The 16,418-nt window shown below is 74.4% G+C and carries 17 protein-coding genes; 8 read left to right on the top strand and 9 right to left on the bottom strand.

Annotation, left to right across the window (positions count from 1 at the left end):
- Positions 1-26: 26 nt before the first annotated feature.
- Together O7542_RS28135 and O7542_RS28130 are read left to right on the top strand one after the other, a co-directional pair.
- The gene (locus tag O7542_RS28135) at positions 27-518 is read left to right on the top strand and encodes a hypothetical protein (protein ID WP_043330885.1); all 492 of its coding nucleotides are present in this window, start codon (positions 27-29) and stop codon (positions 516-518) included.
- Positions 519-555: 37 nt separating this feature from the next.
- Positions 556-2,793 carry an AAA family ATPase gene (locus O7542_RS28130; protein WP_043327975.1) on the top strand — a complete coding sequence of 746 codons (2,238 nt, stop codon included), beginning with the start codon at positions 556-558 and terminating at the stop codon, positions 2,791-2,793.
- A gap of 4 nt (positions 2,794-2,797) precedes the next feature.
- Here O7542_RS28130 and O7542_RS28125 read toward each other — a convergent pair whose 3' ends face one another.
- The 4 genes from O7542_RS28125 to O7542_RS28110 form a co-directional block, all read right to left on the bottom strand.
- Positions 2,798-3,748 carry an SRPBCC family protein gene (locus O7542_RS28125; RefSeq protein WP_281605429.1) on the bottom strand — a complete coding sequence of 317 codons (951 nt, stop codon included), beginning with the start codon at positions 3,746-3,748 and terminating at the stop codon, positions 2,798-2,800.
- Between the two features lie 2 nt (positions 3,749-3,750).
- Entirely contained in the window at positions 3,751-4,158 is a 408-nt protein-coding gene (locus O7542_RS28120; protein WP_043327974.1) for a hypothetical protein, read from the bottom strand.
- Between the two features lie 126 nt (positions 4,159-4,284).
- Complete coding sequence (locus tag O7542_RS28115) at positions 4,285-4,794, bottom strand: GNAT family N-acetyltransferase (protein WP_043327973.1); 510 nt, start codon at positions 4,792-4,794, stop codon at positions 4,285-4,287.
- Between the two features lie 149 nt (positions 4,795-4,943).
- On the bottom strand, positions 4,944-5,846 hold the full coding sequence (locus O7542_RS28110) for a hypothetical protein (RefSeq protein WP_187693789.1): 903 nt from the start codon (positions 5,844-5,846) through the stop codon (positions 4,944-4,946).
- Between the two features lie 151 nt (positions 5,847-5,997).
- On the opposite strand from O7542_RS28110, the gene O7542_RS28105 reads away from it, so the two are divergent.
- Complete coding sequence (locus O7542_RS28105; RefSeq protein WP_013288875.1) at positions 5,998-6,210, top strand: hypothetical protein; 213 nt, start codon at positions 5,998-6,000, stop codon at positions 6,208-6,210.
- A gap of 6 nt (positions 6,211-6,216) precedes the next feature.
- Here O7542_RS28105 and O7542_RS28100 read toward each other — a convergent pair whose 3' ends face one another.
- From O7542_RS28100 to O7542_RS28085, 4 genes are all read right to left on the bottom strand, one after another.
- A complete protein-coding gene (locus tag O7542_RS28100) occupies positions 6,217-6,681 on the bottom strand; it encodes a DUF3263 domain-containing protein (protein ID WP_043327971.1) in 465 nt (154 codons plus the stop codon).
- A 136-nt stretch (positions 6,682-6,817) separates the two neighbouring features.
- On the bottom strand, positions 6,818-7,831 hold the full coding sequence (locus tag O7542_RS28095; protein WP_113973546.1) for an ABC transporter permease subunit: 1,014 nt from the start codon (positions 7,829-7,831) through the stop codon (positions 6,818-6,820).
- Positions 7,828-8,826 (bottom strand): ATP-binding cassette domain-containing protein, encoded by a 999-nt coding sequence (locus O7542_RS28090; RefSeq protein WP_043327969.1) that lies wholly within the window; start codon positions 8,824-8,826, stop codon positions 7,828-7,830. The genes O7542_RS28095 and O7542_RS28090 overlap by 4 nt, the downstream gene beginning before the upstream one ends.
- A 163-nt stretch (positions 8,827-8,989) precedes the next feature.
- Positions 8,990-9,775 carry a DeoR/GlpR family DNA-binding transcription regulator gene (locus O7542_RS28085; protein WP_043327968.1) on the bottom strand — a complete coding sequence of 262 codons (786 nt, stop codon included), beginning with the start codon at positions 9,773-9,775 and terminating at the stop codon, positions 8,990-8,992.
- Between the two features lie 199 nt (positions 9,776-9,974).
- Between O7542_RS28085 and O7542_RS28080 the strand changes: the two genes are divergently transcribed.
- From O7542_RS28080 to nagA, 3 genes are all read left to right on the top strand, one after another.
- Positions 9,975-10,904, top strand: coding sequence for a sugar isomerase (locus O7542_RS28080; RefSeq protein ID WP_043327967.1), 930 nt, complete (start codon positions 9,975-9,977; stop codon positions 10,902-10,904).
- A 79-nt stretch (positions 10,905-10,983) separates the two neighbouring features.
- The gene (locus O7542_RS28075) at positions 10,984-11,916 is read left to right on the top strand and encodes an ROK family protein (RefSeq protein WP_104113966.1); all 933 of its coding nucleotides are present in this window, start codon (positions 10,984-10,986) and stop codon (positions 11,914-11,916) included.
- Complete coding sequence (gene nagA, locus O7542_RS28070; protein ID WP_281605428.1) at positions 11,913-13,022, top strand: N-acetylglucosamine-6-phosphate deacetylase; 1,110 nt, start codon at positions 11,913-11,915, stop codon at positions 13,020-13,022. Before O7542_RS28075 ends, nagA begins: the two co-directional genes overlap by 4 nt.
- A gap of 12 nt (positions 13,023-13,034) precedes the next feature.
- On the opposite strand, the gene O7542_RS28065 is transcribed toward nagA, so the two are convergent.
- Positions 13,035-14,243, bottom strand: a complete 1,209-nt coding sequence (locus O7542_RS28065; RefSeq protein WP_030502801.1) for a DUF4032 domain-containing protein — start codon at positions 14,241-14,243, stop codon at positions 13,035-13,037.
- 111 nt (positions 14,244-14,354) lie between these two features.
- Between O7542_RS28065 and O7542_RS28060 the strand changes: the two genes are divergently transcribed.
- Positions 14,355-15,128, top strand: a complete 774-nt coding sequence (locus tag O7542_RS28060; protein ID WP_069088731.1) for a phosphatase PAP2 family protein — start codon at positions 14,355-14,357, stop codon at positions 15,126-15,128.
- Between the two features lie 47 nt (positions 15,129-15,175).
- Entirely contained in the window at positions 15,176-16,417 is a 1,242-nt protein-coding gene (locus O7542_RS28055) for an APC family permease (RefSeq protein ID WP_140946392.1), read from the top strand.
- Position 16,418: the final 1 nt, after the last annotated feature.

Here is a 16,418-nt window from a genome sequence, read left to right as displayed (position 1 = left end):
CGTTGTCTGGCGAAGGGGTGGACGCCATGAGAGGTGATCTGGACGAGACACTGGCCCGGATGGCGCGGCGCGAGGAGGCGATGCGCCGCCGGGCGCCCGGCGAACCGGCCGGCGGGACCGACCAGGACGTGGTCCCGGAGGAACTGCCCGCGGAGCCGGGCAACGGGCGGGCGGGCCACGGCGCGTACCGGCTGCGGGGCGGCGCGGCGCCGGCGCGGCGTGACCCGGTCGAGGAGGTCGCCGACGCGGTCCGGCGGGTCGTGGCCGACCACCCCGGGGTCGCCGTCACGCTGCGGGTGGAAGTGGGCGACCAGGCGTACCCGCTGCGGGTCTCCTGGTCGGGCCCCGCGGTCACGGTGGGCCCGGCCTCGGCGCCGACGCCCCCGCCGGCGTGGCCCATGTCGGTGAAGACGGTGCCCGCCCCCGGGCAGGACTCGGTCGAGTCGGACCCGGCGGCCCGGCTGGCGGAGATGATCCGGCGGGATCCCTCGCTGCTGGACGGCCCGGACCCGCGCTGAGGCGGCACCTCGTGGTCACGGCGGCTACTGTCGGCGGGTGGCGGAACCCGATCTGACCCTGACCGCGACGCTGCGGCCGGCCGCGCTCGACGCCCGCCGCGGCGTGGTACGCCTGCACCCCGAGGTGCTCACCGCGCTGGCGCTGCGCCCCGGCGATCCGGTGCGGCTGACCGGCCGCCGGACGACCGCCGGCATCGCGGCCGCCGCCGACCCGGGCACCAGCGGCGTCCTGCTGCACGCCGACGACCTGCTGCTCGGCAACCTGGGGCTGCGGGCCGGCGGCCAGGTGACGGTGAGCCCGCTGCCGGCCACCCCGGCGCGCCGGCTCACGCTGGCCGGCCCGGCCGCGGTGGTCGCCGCGGTCCCGCCGGAGATGCTGCGGCTCGCGCTGCTCGGCAAGGTCGTCACGCCCGGCGACGACGTCTCGCTGCTGCCGCAGGACGTGCTCCCGGACGCCGCCGTGCGCGGCCTGATCGAGGCCGCGCGGCGCAGTCTCGCCAGCTCCGTCGGGTACGCCTGGACCAGCACGCTGCTCAACGTCGTGTCCGTCGAGCCGGCGGCCGGCGCGCTCGTCACCATGGACACGGTGGTGGGCTGGGAGCACGGTCCGGCCACCCGGGGCTCCGGCCCGGTGTCCCCGGGCGCGCCCGTCTCCGCCCCCTCGGCCGCGCCGGCCGGGACGGAACGGGCCGAGGGCCTGCTCGGCCCGGAGGACGCCCCGGACGTCGACGAGCTGCCCGGCCTGCGCGCCCAGGCCGAGGAGCTGACCGAGCTGCTCGACCTGGGCTTCCACCACCGTGAGGTGCTGGGCCGGCTCGGCACCACCGTCTCGCTCGGCGTGCTGGTGGAGGGACCGGCGGGCTCAGGCAAGTCAGCGCTCGTGCGCGCCGTCGCGGCCCGGGTCGGCGCGGGTCTGCGCCCGCTCTGGGCGCCGGAGCTGGCCGCGCTCACGAACGACGCGGCAGCCCGCAGGCTCCGCGAGGCGGCGTCGGCGGTACGCGCCGGCGGACCGGCCGTGCTGCTGGTCACCGACGTGGAGGCGATCGCCCCGGCCGACGAGCCGGGTCCGCTGGCCACCGTGTTCCGCCAGGTGGTCGCCGAGGCGCTGCGGGCCGGCGTGGCGGTGGTCTGCACCAGCGGGCGACCGGAGGCGGTGGACCCGGGACTGCGCGGCCCGGATCTGCTGGCGCTGCGGATCACCGTGCCGCTGCCCGACGCGGCGCTGCGCCGGGAACAGCTGACAGTGCTCACCCGGCAGGTGCCGCTGGCCGGCGACGTACGGCTGGACGAGGTGGCCGGCCGTACCCCCGGGTTCGTCGCGGCGGACCTGGCGGCGCTCGTCCGCGAGGCCGGGGTACGCGCGGCGCTGCGGCAGAAGACGGCGGAGACGCCGACGGTGGCGATGACGGACTTCACCGAGGCGCTGGAGGTGGTCCGGCCGACGACGATGTCCGCGTCCACGCTGGAGCTGGCGTCGGTGACGCTCGACGACGTGGGCGGACTGCACGACGTCAAGCAGACGCTCACCGAGTCGGTGCTCTGGCCGCTCACCTACCCGGACACGTTCGCCCGGCTGGGCGTGACGCCGCCGCGCGGGGTGCTGCTCTACGGGCCGCCCGGCTGCGGCAAGACCTACCTGGTCACCGCGCTGGCCGGGTCCGGGCGGGCGAACGTGTTGTCGGTGAAGGGCGCCGAGCTGCTCTCCAAGTGGGTGGGTGAGAGCGAGCGGGCGGTGCGGGAGCTGTTCCGCCGGGCCCGCCAGGCCGCGCCCACGCTGGTGTTCCTGGACGAGGTGGACGCGCTGGCCCCGGTACGCGGGCAGGCCAGCGACGGCGGCACCACCGACCGGGTGGTGGCGGCGCTGCTCACCGAGCTGGACGGGGTGGAGGCGCTGCGCAACGTGGTGGTGGTCGGCGCGACGAACCGGCCGGAGCTGGTCGACCCGGCGCTGCTGCGTCCCGGCCGGCTGGAACGTCTGGTCTACGTGCCGCCGCCGGACGGGCCGGCCCGCGCGGAGATCCTCCGCGCCGCCGCCCGGGGCGTACCGCTCGCGCCGGACGTCGACCTCGACGCGCTCGGCGCCGAGCTGGACGGCTTCTCCGCCGCCGACTGCGCCGCGCTGGTACGGGAGGCGGCGCTCGCCGCCATGCGGGAGTCGCTCAACGCGAGCACCGTGACTGCCGCGCACGTCGGTGCGGCCCGGGACCGTGTCCGGCCGTCGCTGGACCCGGTGCAGCTCGCGCACCTGGAGTCGTACGCCGCCGGCCGGTCCTGACCGGTCAGCGCTCGTCGCGGCGGCGGGCACGCTCCGGTGCCGTGAGGACCGGCTCGTCGGCGTACTCGTCGTCGGCGAAGTCGTTGCCCTCGTCGTAGGCGGCGTACTCGTCGTCGGCCGGCCCGGTCTCTCCCCGCTCCTCCCGGAGCGCGGTCTCGTGGTCCTTGACGACCTGGGAGTCCTCGATCTCGCCGCGCCAACCCTCGACCGCGTCCGGGTCGAGCACGGTCCGGGTCATCACGTGCCGGACGAAGTGCTTCAGCTCCAGCCGGACCCGGCGGCCCTGGGCCCGCCACAGGTTGCCGGTGTGCTCGAAGAAGCCCTGCGGGTGGTACTGCAGCACGACCAGGATCCGGGTCAGCTCCGGGGCGACCTCGTGGAAGCTGACGCTGCCGTCGACCGAGCCCTTCTCGCCGGTGGACCGCCAGTGGATGAGCCGGTCCGGGATCTGCCGCACGATCGTCGACTCCCAGGTCCGGTGCGACCAGAGCACCTGCGCCTTCCAGGTCATCTTCTCGTCGTCGCAGTCGGCCTGTTCGACCTTCTGCATGAAGCTCGGGAAGTCGCCGAACGTCGTCCACTGGTTGTAGGCGACCCGGACCGGTACGCCGACCTCGATGGTCTCGACGATGTTGGTGACCTTGAGCTTCCGGCCGCCGTCGCCGCCGCCCTTGCGGCCGAACGCCGCCATCAGCTTCTCCCTACCGCCGGCCACGCCGGCATGGAACATGGCCTTCACCGGGGAGCTGCCCTCGGCGAGCTTCCGCGCGCCGGTGGCGGCGGCGACCAGGCCGGGGTCGCCGCCCTGCTGCGCGTACTCGCTGAGTCGTCCGGTCGCGGCGGTGACCCGGTCGCTGATCGCCTGGACGGCCCGTTCACCGAGAGCCGCGGCGAGGTTGCGCAGCTCGCCGCCGATCTCGTCGCGTACCCGGCCGGTCAGATCGGTCGTCGCCATCGTCACCGCCCCCGCTGCTGTCGGTCCGGCGCCTCGGGCTGCTCGTCCAGCTCCGGTTCCTCGTCCGGCGCGGAACGCTCGGCGTCCGGCCGGCCCGGGCCGCTCCGGCGGCGCAGCGCGTCGGCCCCGTCGCGCAGCCGGCCGCCGATCGCGTCGATGCCGCTGCCGGCGGCGGCGGTCGCCGCGGCCCGCCCGGCCGCCACCAGCGGCGGCGCCAGCCCGCCGAGGTTGCGCAGCTGCGGACTGGCGCCCATCAGATCCGCGCCGAGCCGCTTGATGCCGCCGGGACGCTGGCTGGCTCGCCCGGCGGCGACCGCCGCGGCGAGCGTCAACGCGGTACGCATCTTCCTCCGGCGACCCAGCAGGTAGCCGAAGCCCACCGCCAGCGCCACCCGTGCTCCGCTTTTCATCCGCTCTCCTCCGCACTCCCCGGGGCGCGAACTACCCGTCACCCCGTTGGGAAAACATTTCCTCAGAGGAACGGAAAAGGCGGCCGAAACTTCACGTCAAGCGTCAGGGAGCTGCAAGAACGGGTTTCAGCGGATCGGCAGCGCCGAGTCGAGGCACATTCGGGCGTGCACTTCTCCGCCCTCCTCGCGCAATTCCGCACCGCATTTACGAAGAACGGAGAGAGCGCCCGCGTTGTCCGGCGTGGTGTCCGCGACCACTGTGTGCATCCCGGCCGCCGCGGCGGTGTGCAGCAGCTGCCGCAGCGCGGCGGCGCCGAGACCCCGGCCCCGGGCGGAGCGGCCCAGCCACATGCCCGTCTCCACAGTGCCGGGCTCGTCCCGGCGGGTCATCCGGATCATGCCGACGACCTCGCCGCCGGAGACGATCGCGTACATGGCGGTGCGGGTCGGGCCGTCGAGTCCGCCGAGGTTCGCCCGGTGGAACTCCCGGAACGCGTCCCGGCGGGCGAGCGACCAGCCCGCGGGCGCCTGCACCGGAGGCATCACGTCCTCCGGTTCCGCCTCCGCCGCCGCTACGGAGAGCAACGGTTCCAGGTTCCGCTCGTCCACCGGCTCCAGCCGTACCGCACCCGTCACGAGGCGCAGTCTGCCGCTACCTGTCCGGGCCGTCCACCCCTTTGGGCCCGGAATGCCGCTATGGCCGACCGCCTCGGCCGGTCGTACCCCCGGGGTGTTCCGCCTCACGCTGCGTTGTCATCCGACCGGGTGTTCCGGCGTGAGCGTGCTCACGCCGGAGGAGCGAACTCGCACAGCACCACCGAGGCGTCGTCGGTGCGCTTGCGCCGCCGCAGCCGCTCCGGGTGGTCCCGCTCGGCCGCGCGGACCCGGTCGATCAGCCCTTCCGGGCCCGCCACGGTCAGCACCTCCAGCAGCCCGGCCCAGTCGAACAGGCCGAACTGGTCGACCGCGCAGGAGGCGCCGTCGCTGAGCAGCGCGGCCCGGCGCAGCGCACCCGGACCGCGCAGCGGAAGCGTGCCGGTCAGCGCGTGGTACGCCGCGTCCGGGTCGCTCGCCGCCGCCCAGTAGCCGTGGGTGCGGTTCATCCGGGTCCGCTGCACCGTCGTCGCCCGCCGGAACCGGGTCGCCGGGTCGGTCTCGCCGTCGGGCAGCGCGGCGGCGTTGCGCCGCAGGTCGGCCACCGCGTCCGCGAGCCGGTCGTCGGTGACCACCTCGATCCCGCGGTCGGTGTCGAGCACCAGCGGGCTGTCGCAGAGCACCAGGTAGTCGACCCGGTCGCCGCTTTCCCGCAGCAGGCAGACGGTGGACGAGGGGGTGCCGGGATGGTCCAGGTCGCACGTCCCGCCGTGGTCGGCCCGGACCGCGAGGATCGCCGCCGCGAGGCTGCTCATCAGCGTGGCGGCGGGCCGGGCCGCGATCGCCAGGCCGATCCGGGCGGCCAGGTGCCGGACGTACCAGGCGGGACCGTGCACGCATCCGGTGTCGAAGCCCTCCGGCACGGTGGCCCCGTCGAGGACGCCGACGAGCGGGCCGATCCGGAAGACCACGTCCTCGTTCTCCGGGCGGCCCGGTGCCGGGTCGGAGGCGGAACGCACCCGCATCACCGGCGCCTCCCCGGCCGGGCGGGCCGGCCTGCTGCCGATCGCGTACCGGCGGTCCGGTGCTCCCATCGTCGCCTCCGTTCGTCGTCGCCGGCCGCCTACCCGGCCCGCGCCAGGTCATCCGCCACCGGCCCGATCGTGGTAACCCTGCGTCATCACTCCCGCACTTTCGGTAGCGTCGAACGCGACCGGGTCGGTCCCGGTGACAGGGGGATTCGAGATGTTGGAGCGGTTGCACGAGGGCGGCATCCGGGCGGAGCACGCATACCTCGCCGGGTTCGTCAGCATCGGCCTCTCGGTCACCAGCTGGTTCCTCTCCAAGCACATGGAGCGCGCCGGAGTGGCGCGGGCGGACCGCTGGGGCATCTTCATCGGCGAGTGGGCGCCGACGTTCTTCGCCATCGGCAACGGGCTGCGCACGTACGAGAAGTGAGGCGGGTCAGCGCCGCCGGTTGCGGGCCCGCGACGAGCGCAGCCGGCGCAGCCGGCCGATCAGCACCGGATCGGCGGCGAGCGCGGCCGGGTGGTCGAGCAGCGCGTTGAGCAACTGGTAGTAGCGGGTCGCGGAGAGCCCGAACGTGTCCCGGATGGCCTGTTCCTTGGCTCCGGCGTGCTTCCACCACTGCGCCTCGAAGGCGAGGATCCGCTGCTCCCGCTCGGTGAGGCCGGCCGGCGTCGTGCCCGCGGCGCCCGTATCCGCCGCTTCCGGACCGGGCTGCTCGACCGGCGCGGTGGACTCGACGGGCGGCGACCCGGGCCGGACGGACTCCGACGGCTCCGACGGTGCGGTGGACTCGACGGGCGGAGCGGTGCGCGGTGGCGGAACCGTCCCGCCCGCGTGGCGCGTACCCGCTGCCGGGCCGGACGGGTCGACGGCGGCCCGCTGCGAGGCGTCGGCGGACATGGCGCTCCTCTCCGACGGCAGGTGACCGGCACGCGGAGCGCGCCGGCCGGGGGAGCCCCAGCGTAACCAGGGCCGCCCCCGGCCGCATCGGACGCGGGGTCCGCGCCGCCGGGGGGAGCCGGCGGCGCGGACCAGGTCAGGCGATGTCCCGCCGCCGCATCGTCCAGAACGCGGCCACGACCGCGCCCACCAGGGCCACGCCGAACACCACAGCCGACTGCTGCCAGGTGACCACGTACGTGGCCGGCTCGCAGGCGCCCTGGGAGAACTGACAGGTGTCGTAGTCGAACAGTTCCGCCTGCTTCAGGAACCACGACTGGGCGTACGTGGAGAGCACGTACCGGTCGCCGAACTGCACCCCGAGCACGGCGACCGCGATCCGGATGCCGATCTCACTCACCGCGAAGATGCCCACCGCCGCGCCGAGCGCCATCGCCGTGTGCCGGCCCAGCGAGGCCAGCGCGAACCCGACCGCCGCCACGAGGAGCGTCATGCCCAGCGCGCGCAGCCCGTCCAGCCCGATCGACTGCCACACCCCGGCGGTCATCTTCGCGGTACTGCCCCGCTGGCCGGCGATCAGCCAGAACGCCGCCGTCCAGAGCGCGCCGAGCACCACGGTCAGGCCGAACACCGTGGTCAGCAGGGCGGCCAGCTTCGTGCCCAGCACGGTCAGCCGCTTCGGTCGCCACAACAGCAGGTTCATCATCCCGCCGGTGTTCCACTCGGCGCCCACGAAGGAGGCGCCGACGATGAAGCCGAACAGCGCCACGGAGGCGGCGAACACGGCGATGAACATGGGGAACTCGGCCCGGAAGTCGAACTGGTAGGGCAGGTTCCACTTCGGGTCGAACATGTCCGGCTGCGGCGCGTAGTCCTTGCCACAGTTCGGGCCGTACTCCTCCTCGGTCTGCTCACCGCGGGCCTGCGCGGCCTCGCACGCGGCGACCCTGCGCTTCCACCCCTCCGTCGCCTGCTGGTACTGGGCCCGGGAGTCGGCCTCCGCCGCCGCCACCACGTCCGGCGAGAGCTTCTGACTGGAGAAGCTGAACGCGGTGGCCACTGTGGCCAGGCCGACGAGCAGCAGGACGAGCATCAGCCGGGTCAGCCGGCGCTTGCCGAGCCGGCGCAGCTCGGTGACGAACAGGCTCATGCGCCCCAACCTCCTGCGGTGCCGGTCTGGTCGACCTTGGCGGACTGATCGACCTGACGGTGCTGGCCGGGGACCGGCGCGGTGGCGGTCAGTTCGAGGAAGACGCTCTCCAGGTCGACGGCGACCGGGGTGAGCTCGCTGACGTACAGGCCCTGCTCGGCGAGCAGGCGGCTGACGGTGGCCGGCTTGTCCACACCGGACAGCATCAGGTGGTCCGGCTCGGCGGTCACGCCGACCCCGGCACGGCTGAGCGCGTCGGCGGCCTGGGGCAGGTCGTCGACCGCCTCCAGGCGTACCCGCACGGCGCCCTGGGAGTGGGCCGCGAGCACCTGGTCGACCGGTCCGAACGCGACCCGGCGGCCGAGCGAGATGATGGTGACCGAGTCGCAGATGAGTTGGATCTCGCCCAGGATGTGGCTGGAGAGCACCACAGTCATCCCGGCCTCGGACAGCTCCCGCATCAGCCCGCGCATCTCCCGGATGCCGCCCGGGTCGAGGCCGTTCGCCGGCTCGTCGAGGATCAGCAGCTTGGGGTTCTTGAGCAGCGCGGACGCGACCGCGAGGCGCTGCTTCATGCCGAGCGAGTAGGTCTTGACCCGCTCACCCGCCCGGTCGCGCAGCCCGACCAGCTCCAGCACCTCGTCCACGCGCTGCTTGGGCAGCTCACCCGCCTGGGCGAGCAGGCCCAGCGTGTCCCGCGCGCTGAAGTGCGGGAAGAACTGCGGACTCTCCACGATGGCGCCGACCTGCCCGGCGACGGCCGGCAGCGCGTGCGGCAGCTCCTGACCGAGGATCGCCATCCGGCCGCCGTTCGGCTTGATCAGGCCGAGCAGCGTACGCAGCGTGGTGGTCTTGCCCGAACCGTTCGGGCCGAGGAAGCCGTGCACCTGGCCGGCTTCCACTCGCATGTCGAAGCCGTCGAGCGCGTGGCGGACCCCGCGCTTCCGGCTCCGGTACGTCTTGCGGAGACCTTCGATCTCCAGGACAGCCGACACAGCTGACCTCCCCCGATAAGTAGGCGTCAGCGACACCATACGCGGTATGCACCGGATGGCAATACCCGGTATGCAGTGTCGGCGTGTCGAGGCGCGTCGAGGCGCGTTAAAAAGGGGCCCCTCCTCTACCGCAGGCGTTAAGAAGGGTCCCTTCCTTGCGCCGTCAGGCGCAGACGACGTGGACGCCGGCCTCGCGGAACGCCGCCACCACGTCCGGGGACGCGCCGGAGTCGGTCACCAGCGTCTCGACCCGGTCCACCGGGCAGATCCGGGCGAACGCGTGCCCACCGAGCTTCGAGGAATCGGCTATCACGACGACCCGCTTGGCGCGGGCGACCATGAGACTGTTCATGGCCGCCTCCCCCTCGTGGTGCGCGGCGGCGCCGAGCTGCGGGTCGATCGCGTCCACGCCGAGCAGCGCGACGTCAAGCGTGACCTCACGCAGCAGCGCCCCGCCCAGCGGGCCGACCAGCTCGAACGACTTGGGCCGGACCACGCCGCCGGCCACCACCACCTTCATCCGCGAGCGCACCAGCAGCTCGTTGGCGATGTTCAGCGCGTTGGTGACCACGGTGAGCTGGGCGCCCTCCGCGCTGGTGTTGAGGTCGGGGCGTACGGCCAGCGCCCGCGCGACCTCGGTGCTCGTGGTGCCGCCGTTGAGGCCGACCACCGTTCCCGGGGAGACGAGGGCGGCGGCGGCCGTGCCGATCCGCTGCTTCTCGGCCGAGTGCTTCGCGGTCTTGTAGCGCAGCGGCAGGTCGTAGGAGACGCCGTTGGCGACCGCGCCACCCCGGGTGCGGGTGATCATCTGCTGCTGGGCGAGCTGGTCGAAGTCACGCCGGATGGTGGCCTGGGAGACGTCCAGCCGGTCGGCCGCCTCCTCGACGGTGACCCGGCCGCTGTCGGTCAGCATCTCCAGCAGCGCGTTCCAGCGCGCGTAGCGGTCCACCGCTGGGGCCTCCCTGACTATGCGTGAACGGTGATCGGTTGCGTGCACACTAGTGCGCGAAACTCAGTCCGCGCAAAAGCCTTCGCTGCGCGAACTTGGAGACAGTTGCCACAACCACGCCGCTTCGCGCAGAATGACGCGCGAAAGACGGCAGTATCGCGCCGTATTGCGCAAGGGTTTTTCCCGGCGAGGAGTTGTCATGGCGTACGTGCACGCGGAGATCGCGAGCCAGCCCGACTGCTGGCGGGAGGCGGCGCGACTCGCTCCGACCGTCGCCGAGCGCCTGCCGCGCCCCGGCGAGCGGGTCGCGGTGGTCGGTTGCGGCACGTCGTGGTTCATGGCCATGGCGTACGCCGGGCTGCGCGAGGCCGCCGGCCACGGCGAGACCGACGCCTTCCAGGCCAGCGAGTTCCCCACCGGCCGCCACTACGACCGGCTCATCGCGATCACCCGCTCCGGCACCACCACCGAGGTGCTCGACCTGCTCGCCGCGCTGCGCGGGCGGATCCCCACCACGGTCCTCGTCGGCGACCCGGACTCGGCCGCCGTCGCGTCCGCGGACGCCACTGTCGCGCTCCCCTTCGCCGACGAGCGGTCGGTGGTGCAGACCCGCTTCGCCACCACCGCGCTCGCGCTGCTGCGCGCCCACCTCGGCGAGGACCTCAGCCGGCTCGCCGCCGACGCGGAGGTGGCCGTCCGGGCCCCGCTGCCGATCGACCCGGCCGGCATCGAGCAGGTCACCTTCCTCGGCCGCGGCTGGACCGTCGGGCTGGCCCAGGAGGCCGCGCTGAAGTGCCGCGAGGCGGCCACGTTCTGGGCCGAGGCGTACCCGGCGATGGACTACCGGCACGGCCCGATCTCGGTCGCCGCCCCCGGCCGGCTGGTGTGGGCGCTCGGCGAGATCCCGGACGGCCTGCCGGAGGACGTGGCCGCCACCGGCGCCGCGTTCGTGCACAGCCGCACGCACGGCTGGCGCACGGTGCTGACGAGCTGGGCGGCCGGGCGCAACCCGGTCGACCCGATGGCCGACCTGATCCTGGCCCAGCGTTTCGCGGTCGCGCTCGCGACCACCCGTGGCCTCGACCCGGACGCGCCGCGCCACCTGACCCGGTCCGTGGTCCTGGCATGAGCGAACGCACCGAGCGCAGCGAGGGCCGTGAGCGCATGCCCAGTCAGCACGGCGTGAGCGAGCGAAGCGAGCCCACGGCGTGAGTGGAGGCGACGAGGTCGTCGTCGCGCTGGACGTGGGCGGCACCGGGATGAAGTGCGCCCTGGTCCGGCCGGACGGCACGACAGTGCACACCGAACGGCACGACACCGGCGCGCAGCGCGGCCCGGAGGCGGTGGTCGGCACGATCCTCGACGTGGCCGAAGGGCTGGCCGGCAAGGCCCGCGCCGACGGCCGTGCGCCGGTGGCCTGCGGCATCGCCGTACCCGGAGTGGTCGACGAGGCGCGCGGCGTGGCGGTCTGGTCGGCGAACGTGGGCTTCCGGGACGTACCCCTGCGGGAGCTGGCGGGCACGCGGCTGGGACTGCCCGCGGCGCTCGGCCACGACGTGCGTGCCGGCGGCCTGGCCGAGGCGCGCCTCGGGGCCGGGCGGGACGCCGGCCACGTCCTGTTCGTCGCCATCGGCACCGGCATCGCCGCCGCCCACGTGGTCGACGGGTCGGCCGCCACCGGCGCGCACGGCGCCGCCGGGGAGATCGGCCACATCCTGGTACGGCCCGGTGGGCCGCGCTGCGGCTGCGGGCGGACCGGCTGCCTGGAGGCGGTGTCGTCGGCCTCGGCGATCGGACGCCGGTACGCGGAGCTGTCCGGCGCGCCCACCACCGCCGCCCAGGTTGCCGAGCGCGCGGCGGCCGGTGAACCGCTCGCCGTGGAGGTGTGGCAGGACGCGGTCGAGGCGCTCGCCGACGGACTGGCCACCGGGCAGGCGCTCTACGATGTGTCGACAGTGGTGCTCGGCGGCGGGCTGGCCCAGGCCGGCGCCCGGCTGTTCGACCCGCTGCGGGCGGCGCTGCGCGAGCGGCTGACGTTCCATCGCGAACCGCGCCTGGTCGCGGCCGACCTCGGCGACGAGGCCGGCTGCCTCGGCGCCGCCCTGCTGGCCCTGGACACCCTGGTGAAGGAGAGTCGATGACCCGGCGCGTGACCGGCAAGGTGGTGACCCCGACCGGCGTCATCCGGCAGGGCTGCGTGGAGATCGCGGACGGGCGGATCACCGCCGTCGCCGAGTATCCGTCGGTGCGCGACGGGCACTGGATCGTGCCGGGCTTCGTGGACATGCACACCCACGGCGGCGGCGGGCACACGTTCACCACCGGCGACCCGGAGGCGGCGCGGCAGGCCGCCGCGTTCCATCTCGGGCACGGCACCACCACGCTGCTGGCCAGCCTGGTCAGTTCCCCGTTCGAGCTGATGCGCGACGCCACCGCCGCCTACCGCCCGCTGGTCGAGTCCGGCGTGCTCGCCGGCATCCACTTCGAGGGCCCGTACCTGTCTGCCGACCGCTGCGGCGCGCAGAACCCGGAGTTCCTGCGGGACCCGTCCACGGCCGAGCTGACCGAGCTGATCGAGCTGGGCGGCGGCGCGGTACGCATGGTCACGCTCGCGCCGGAACGCGACGGCGCCACCAAGGCGATCGAGCTGCTGGTGTCGCACGGCGTGGTGGCGGCGGTCGGGCACACCGACGCGACCTGGGAGCAGACCCGCGCGGCGGTGGCCGCGGGCGCGACGGTCGGCACCCACCTGTTCAACGGGATGCGCCCGGTGCACCACCGTGAGCCCGGCCCGGTGGTGGCGCTGCTGGAGGCCCCGAACGTGGTGTGCGAGCTGGTCGCCGACGGGGTGCACCTGCACGACGGGATGCTCGGCTTCGCCACCTCGGTGGCCGGCCCGGAGCGGGCCGCGCTGATCACCGACGCGATGGCCGCCGCCGGCATGCCCGACGGCGAGTACGAGCTGGGCGGCCAGGCGGTCACCGTGGCCGGCGGGGAGGCCCGGCTCGCCCACAACGGCGCGATCGCCGGCAGCACGCTCACCATGGACGCCGCGCTGCGGCACGCGGTCGGCGCGGGCGTGGCCCTGCCGGACGCCTGCCGCATGGTCGCCACCACCCCGGCCCGCGCGATCGGCCTGGGCGACCGGGTCGGCGCGCTGGTCGCCGGGCTGCGCGCCGACCTGGTGGTGCTTGACGACGACCTGAACGTGGTGCGGGTGATGCGCGGCGGCAACTGGGTGGAGTGACCCGCCCGGCGGTCAGGCGGTGGGCACCTCGACGCCGAGCACCGCCTGCTCGTCCGGCCGGTGCACCAGCACGTCCGCCAGGTACGACTGCACCGCCCGGCGCATCCCCACGTCCCGCCCGGCCTGCTCGGAGAGCAGCCACTTGTGCTCGATGATCTGGGCGAACAGCTCCTGCGGCTCCAGCTTGCGGCGCAGGTGCGCGGGCACCGCCCGGACCACCGGCTCGAAGACCTCGGTCAGCCAGCGGTGCGCCGCCTGCTGCTCGTCGGTCAGGTCGCTCTCCACCCGGTAGGCGTCCAGGTCGTTGAGGAGCCGGCGGGCCTGGTTCTCCTCCGCGTCCAGGCCGGTGAGGCGCAGCAGCCGCCGGGTGTGGTAGCCGACGTCGACCACCTTCGGCCGCACCAGGTAACGCCCGTTGTCGACAGTGGACATCGCCACCTCGGCCACGTCGAAGCCCAGCTCGTTGAGGCGGCGGATGCGGCGCTCGATGTCGTGCCGGGCGGCGCGCTCGACCTGCTGCTCGTAGGTGATCTCGTGCCAGAGCTGCTCGTAGCGCCGTACGACCTCCTCGCAGACCACCTCCGGGTCGATCGACTCGTGCAGCAGGCCGGCGGCCTGCAGGTCGAGCGCCTCGCCGAAGATGTTGACCCGGGCGATCTCCAGGTCCTCGCCGCGCTGCCCGTTGGACAGCGACGGGTGCAGCGCGCCGGTCTCCGCGTCCACCAGGTAGGCGGCGAACGCGCCCGCGTCCCGCCGGAACAGCGTGTTGGACAGCGAGCAGTCGCCCCAGAAGAAACCGGTCAGGTGCATCCGGACCAGCAGCACCGCGAGCGCGTCGAGCAGACGGTTCATGGTCTCCGGCCGCAGCGTGCGGGAGAACAGCGCCCGGTAGGGCAGGGAGAACTGGAGGTGGCGGGTGATCAGCACCGGGTCCAGTGGCTCGCCGTCGTCGCTCTGCCGGTCGGCCACGATGGCGACGGCCTCCACCGACGGGAAGTCGATTCGCTCCAGCGCCCGCAGCAGGTCGTACTCGCGCTCGGCGACCCGCTCGCCGGTCTCCTTCACCGCGTAGACGTACCCGCCGAGCCGGACGAACCGCACGATGTGCCGGGAGATGCCCTGCGGCAGCGCCACCAGGTGCTCGGCAGGCCACTGCTCCAGCGGGGTCGACCAGGGGAGGTCGAGCAGCGCCGGGTCGACGAGAGCCGAGGTGATCCGCACGGCAACCAGTGTGACCGCTCACCCCCGCGCCGCGCTTCCCTTCGTGGCTCGGCACACAGCCGCCGATGCCCGCGCCGCCCCGACGCGGTCGGCGGCCGGTAGCGTGGTCGCGTGCGTCAGACCTCAGGGGTACGCGGTGACCTGCGGCTGCGGCCGGTCCGGCCGGCCGGGTGGTGGTTCGACGGGCTGCTGCTCGCGTCAGTGGTGGCGATCACCGTGGCGCTCGCCTCCGGGCACCTGTTCGGGCTCGACCGGGCGGTCGCCGACTGGTCCGACGAGCACCGCCCGACCGCCGCCCGCTGGGTGGCGATGACGCTCAACCTGCTCGGCCAGGGCACCCCGCTGACGCTGCTCGCGGCCGGACTGGGCGTGCTGCTGGCGCTGCGGCTGCGCTCGGTGCGGCCGATCCTGCCGCCGGTGGTCGCGTTCGTGCTGACGTTCTTCACGATCGGGCCGCTGAAGGTGTGGACGGCCCGGCCGGCGCCGAGCGCCTCGGTCAAGGAGCCGTTCCTGTCGCCCGAGCAGACGCTGCCGCTGTTCCAGCACGACCTGCCGGTCCGCTTCGCCCAGTCGTACCCGTCCGGGCACGTCGCCAACGCGATCGTCTGGTACGGCGTGCTGGCCCTGCTACTGGCCCCGCTCGTGCGCACGGTCGGCCGGACCGTGCCGCCCCGGCTGGTCACCGTGGTCCGGGTGGTGCCCCCGGCGGTGGTCTTCTGCACCACCGTCTACCTGGGCTGGCACTGGCTCACCGACTCGATCGCCGGTCTGCTGCTCGGCCTGCTGCTGGACCGACTGCTGCGCCGGGTGCCCTGGGACGACCTGCCGCTGCCGCGCCGGCTCGGCGACTGGCGGCGGCCGGTCGACTGGTCCGCGCCGGGCTGACCGGGCGACCGCACCCGCTGTTCACCGCACGCTCCTAGGCTGCCGGTGTGGAACAACTGGCGCGGCGACTCGGCGTACCCGACGCGGTCGTCATCGGTCTCGGCTCGATGCTCGGCGCGGGCGTCTTCGTGGTCTTCGCCCCCGCCGCGGCGGCAGCCGGCGGCGTCGGTCTGCTGGTCGCGCTGGCGGTCGCCGGCTTCATCGCCTACTGCAACGCCACCAGCTCGGCCCGGCTCGCCGCCCGCTACCCCGAGTCCGGCGGCACCTACGTCTACGGCCGGGAACGGCTGCACCCGTTCGCCGGTTTCCTGGCCGGCTGGGGCTTCGTGGTCGGCAAGACCGCGAGCTGCGCGGCCATGGCGCTGACCGTCGGGGCGTACCTGTGGCCGGGGCGGGCGCGGCTCGTCGCCGTCCTCGCGGTGGTGGCGGTGACGGTGGTGAACCTGCGCGGCATCGGCAAGACCGCCGCCGCCACCCGGGTGCTGGTCGCGCTGGTGCTCACAGTGCTCGCCGTGGTGGCGGTGACCGGCGCCCCGCAGGTGGCGGCCGACCGGCTCACCGCCCCCGCCGACCTCGGGGTACGCGGTGTGCTCACCGCCGCCGGGCTGCTGTTCTTCGCGTTCGCCGGGTACGCGCGGATCGCCACGCTGGGCGAGGAGGTACGCGACCCGGAGCGCACCATCCCGCGCGCGGTGCCGCTGGCGCTCGGCGCGGTGCTGGCGATCTACCTGACGCTGGCGGTGGTCGCGCTCGGCGTGCTGGGCGCCGACCGGCTGGCGTCCACCGACGCGCCACTGGTCGAGGTGGTGACCGCCGCCGGGCACCCGGGGCTGGCCTGGCTGGTCCGGGCCGGCGCGGCGGTAGCGGTGACCGGGGTGCTGCTGTCGCTGCTCGCGGGCGTCGGCCGCACCTCGCTGGCGATGGCCCGCCGCCGGGACCTGCCGCGCGCGCTGGCGGCGGTGCACCCGCGCCACCGGGTGCCGCACCGCGCCGAGCTGGCCGTGGCCGCCGTGGTGATCGCCGTCGTCGCGGTCGGCGACGTCCGGGGCGCGATCGGCTTCTCCAGCTGCACCGTGCTGGTCTACTACGCGATCACCAACGCGGCGGCGCTGACGCTCGGCCCGGACCCGGCCCGGCGTGTCCCGGCCCGGCTGCTCGCCGCGCTGGGGCTGGTCGGCTGCCTGGTGCTGGCGGTCAACCTGCCGCTGCCGAGCGTGCTCGCCGGGTTCGGCGTGCTCGCGCTCGGCGCGCTCGGGTACACGGTCCGCCGCCGTCGTCGACCTGCCTGAC

This window comes from Micromonospora sp. WMMC264, assembly GCF_027497275.1.
Classification (GTDB): domain Bacteria; phylum Actinomycetota; class Actinomycetes; order Mycobacteriales; family Micromonosporaceae; genus Micromonospora; species Micromonospora chalcea.
The sequence above is the reverse complement of the archived record's forward strand: the minus strand, read 5'-3'. Positions and strand labels throughout refer to the sequence as shown.

Bases quoted from the DNA above. Each gene is read 5' to 3' on its own strand.
- O7542_RS28135 (WP_043330885.1), top strand. From the start codon at position 27: ATGAGAGGTGATCTGGACGAGACACTGGCCCGGATGGCGCGGCGCGAG.
- O7542_RS28125 (WP_281605429.1), bottom strand. From the start codon at position 3,748: ATGGCGACGACCGATCTGACCGGCCGGGTACGCGACGAGATCGGCGGC.
- O7542_RS28120 (WP_043327974.1), bottom strand. From the start codon at position 4,158: ATGAAAAGCGGAGCACGGGTGGCGCTGGCGGTGGGCTTCGGCTACCTG.
- O7542_RS28110 (WP_187693789.1), bottom strand. From the start codon at position 5,846: ATGGGAGCACCGGACCGCCGGTACGCGATCGGCAGCAGGCCGGCCCGC.
- O7542_RS28105 (WP_013288875.1), top strand. From the start codon at position 5,998: ATGTTGGAGCGGTTGCACGAGGGCGGCATCCGGGCGGAGCACGCATAC.
- O7542_RS28100 (WP_043327971.1), bottom strand. From the start codon at position 6,681: ATGTCCGCCGACGCCTCGCAGCGGGCCGCCGTCGACCCGTCCGGCCCG.
- O7542_RS28095 (WP_113973546.1), bottom strand. From the start codon at position 7,831: ATGAGCCTGTTCGTCACCGAGCTGCGCCGGCTCGGCAAGCGCCGGCTG.
- O7542_RS28080 (WP_043327967.1), top strand. From the start codon at position 9,975: ATGGCGTACGTGCACGCGGAGATCGCGAGCCAGCCCGACTGCTGGCGG.
- nagA (WP_281605428.1), top strand. From the start codon at position 11,913: ATGACCCGGCGCGTGACCGGCAAGGTGGTGACCCCGACCGGCGTCATC.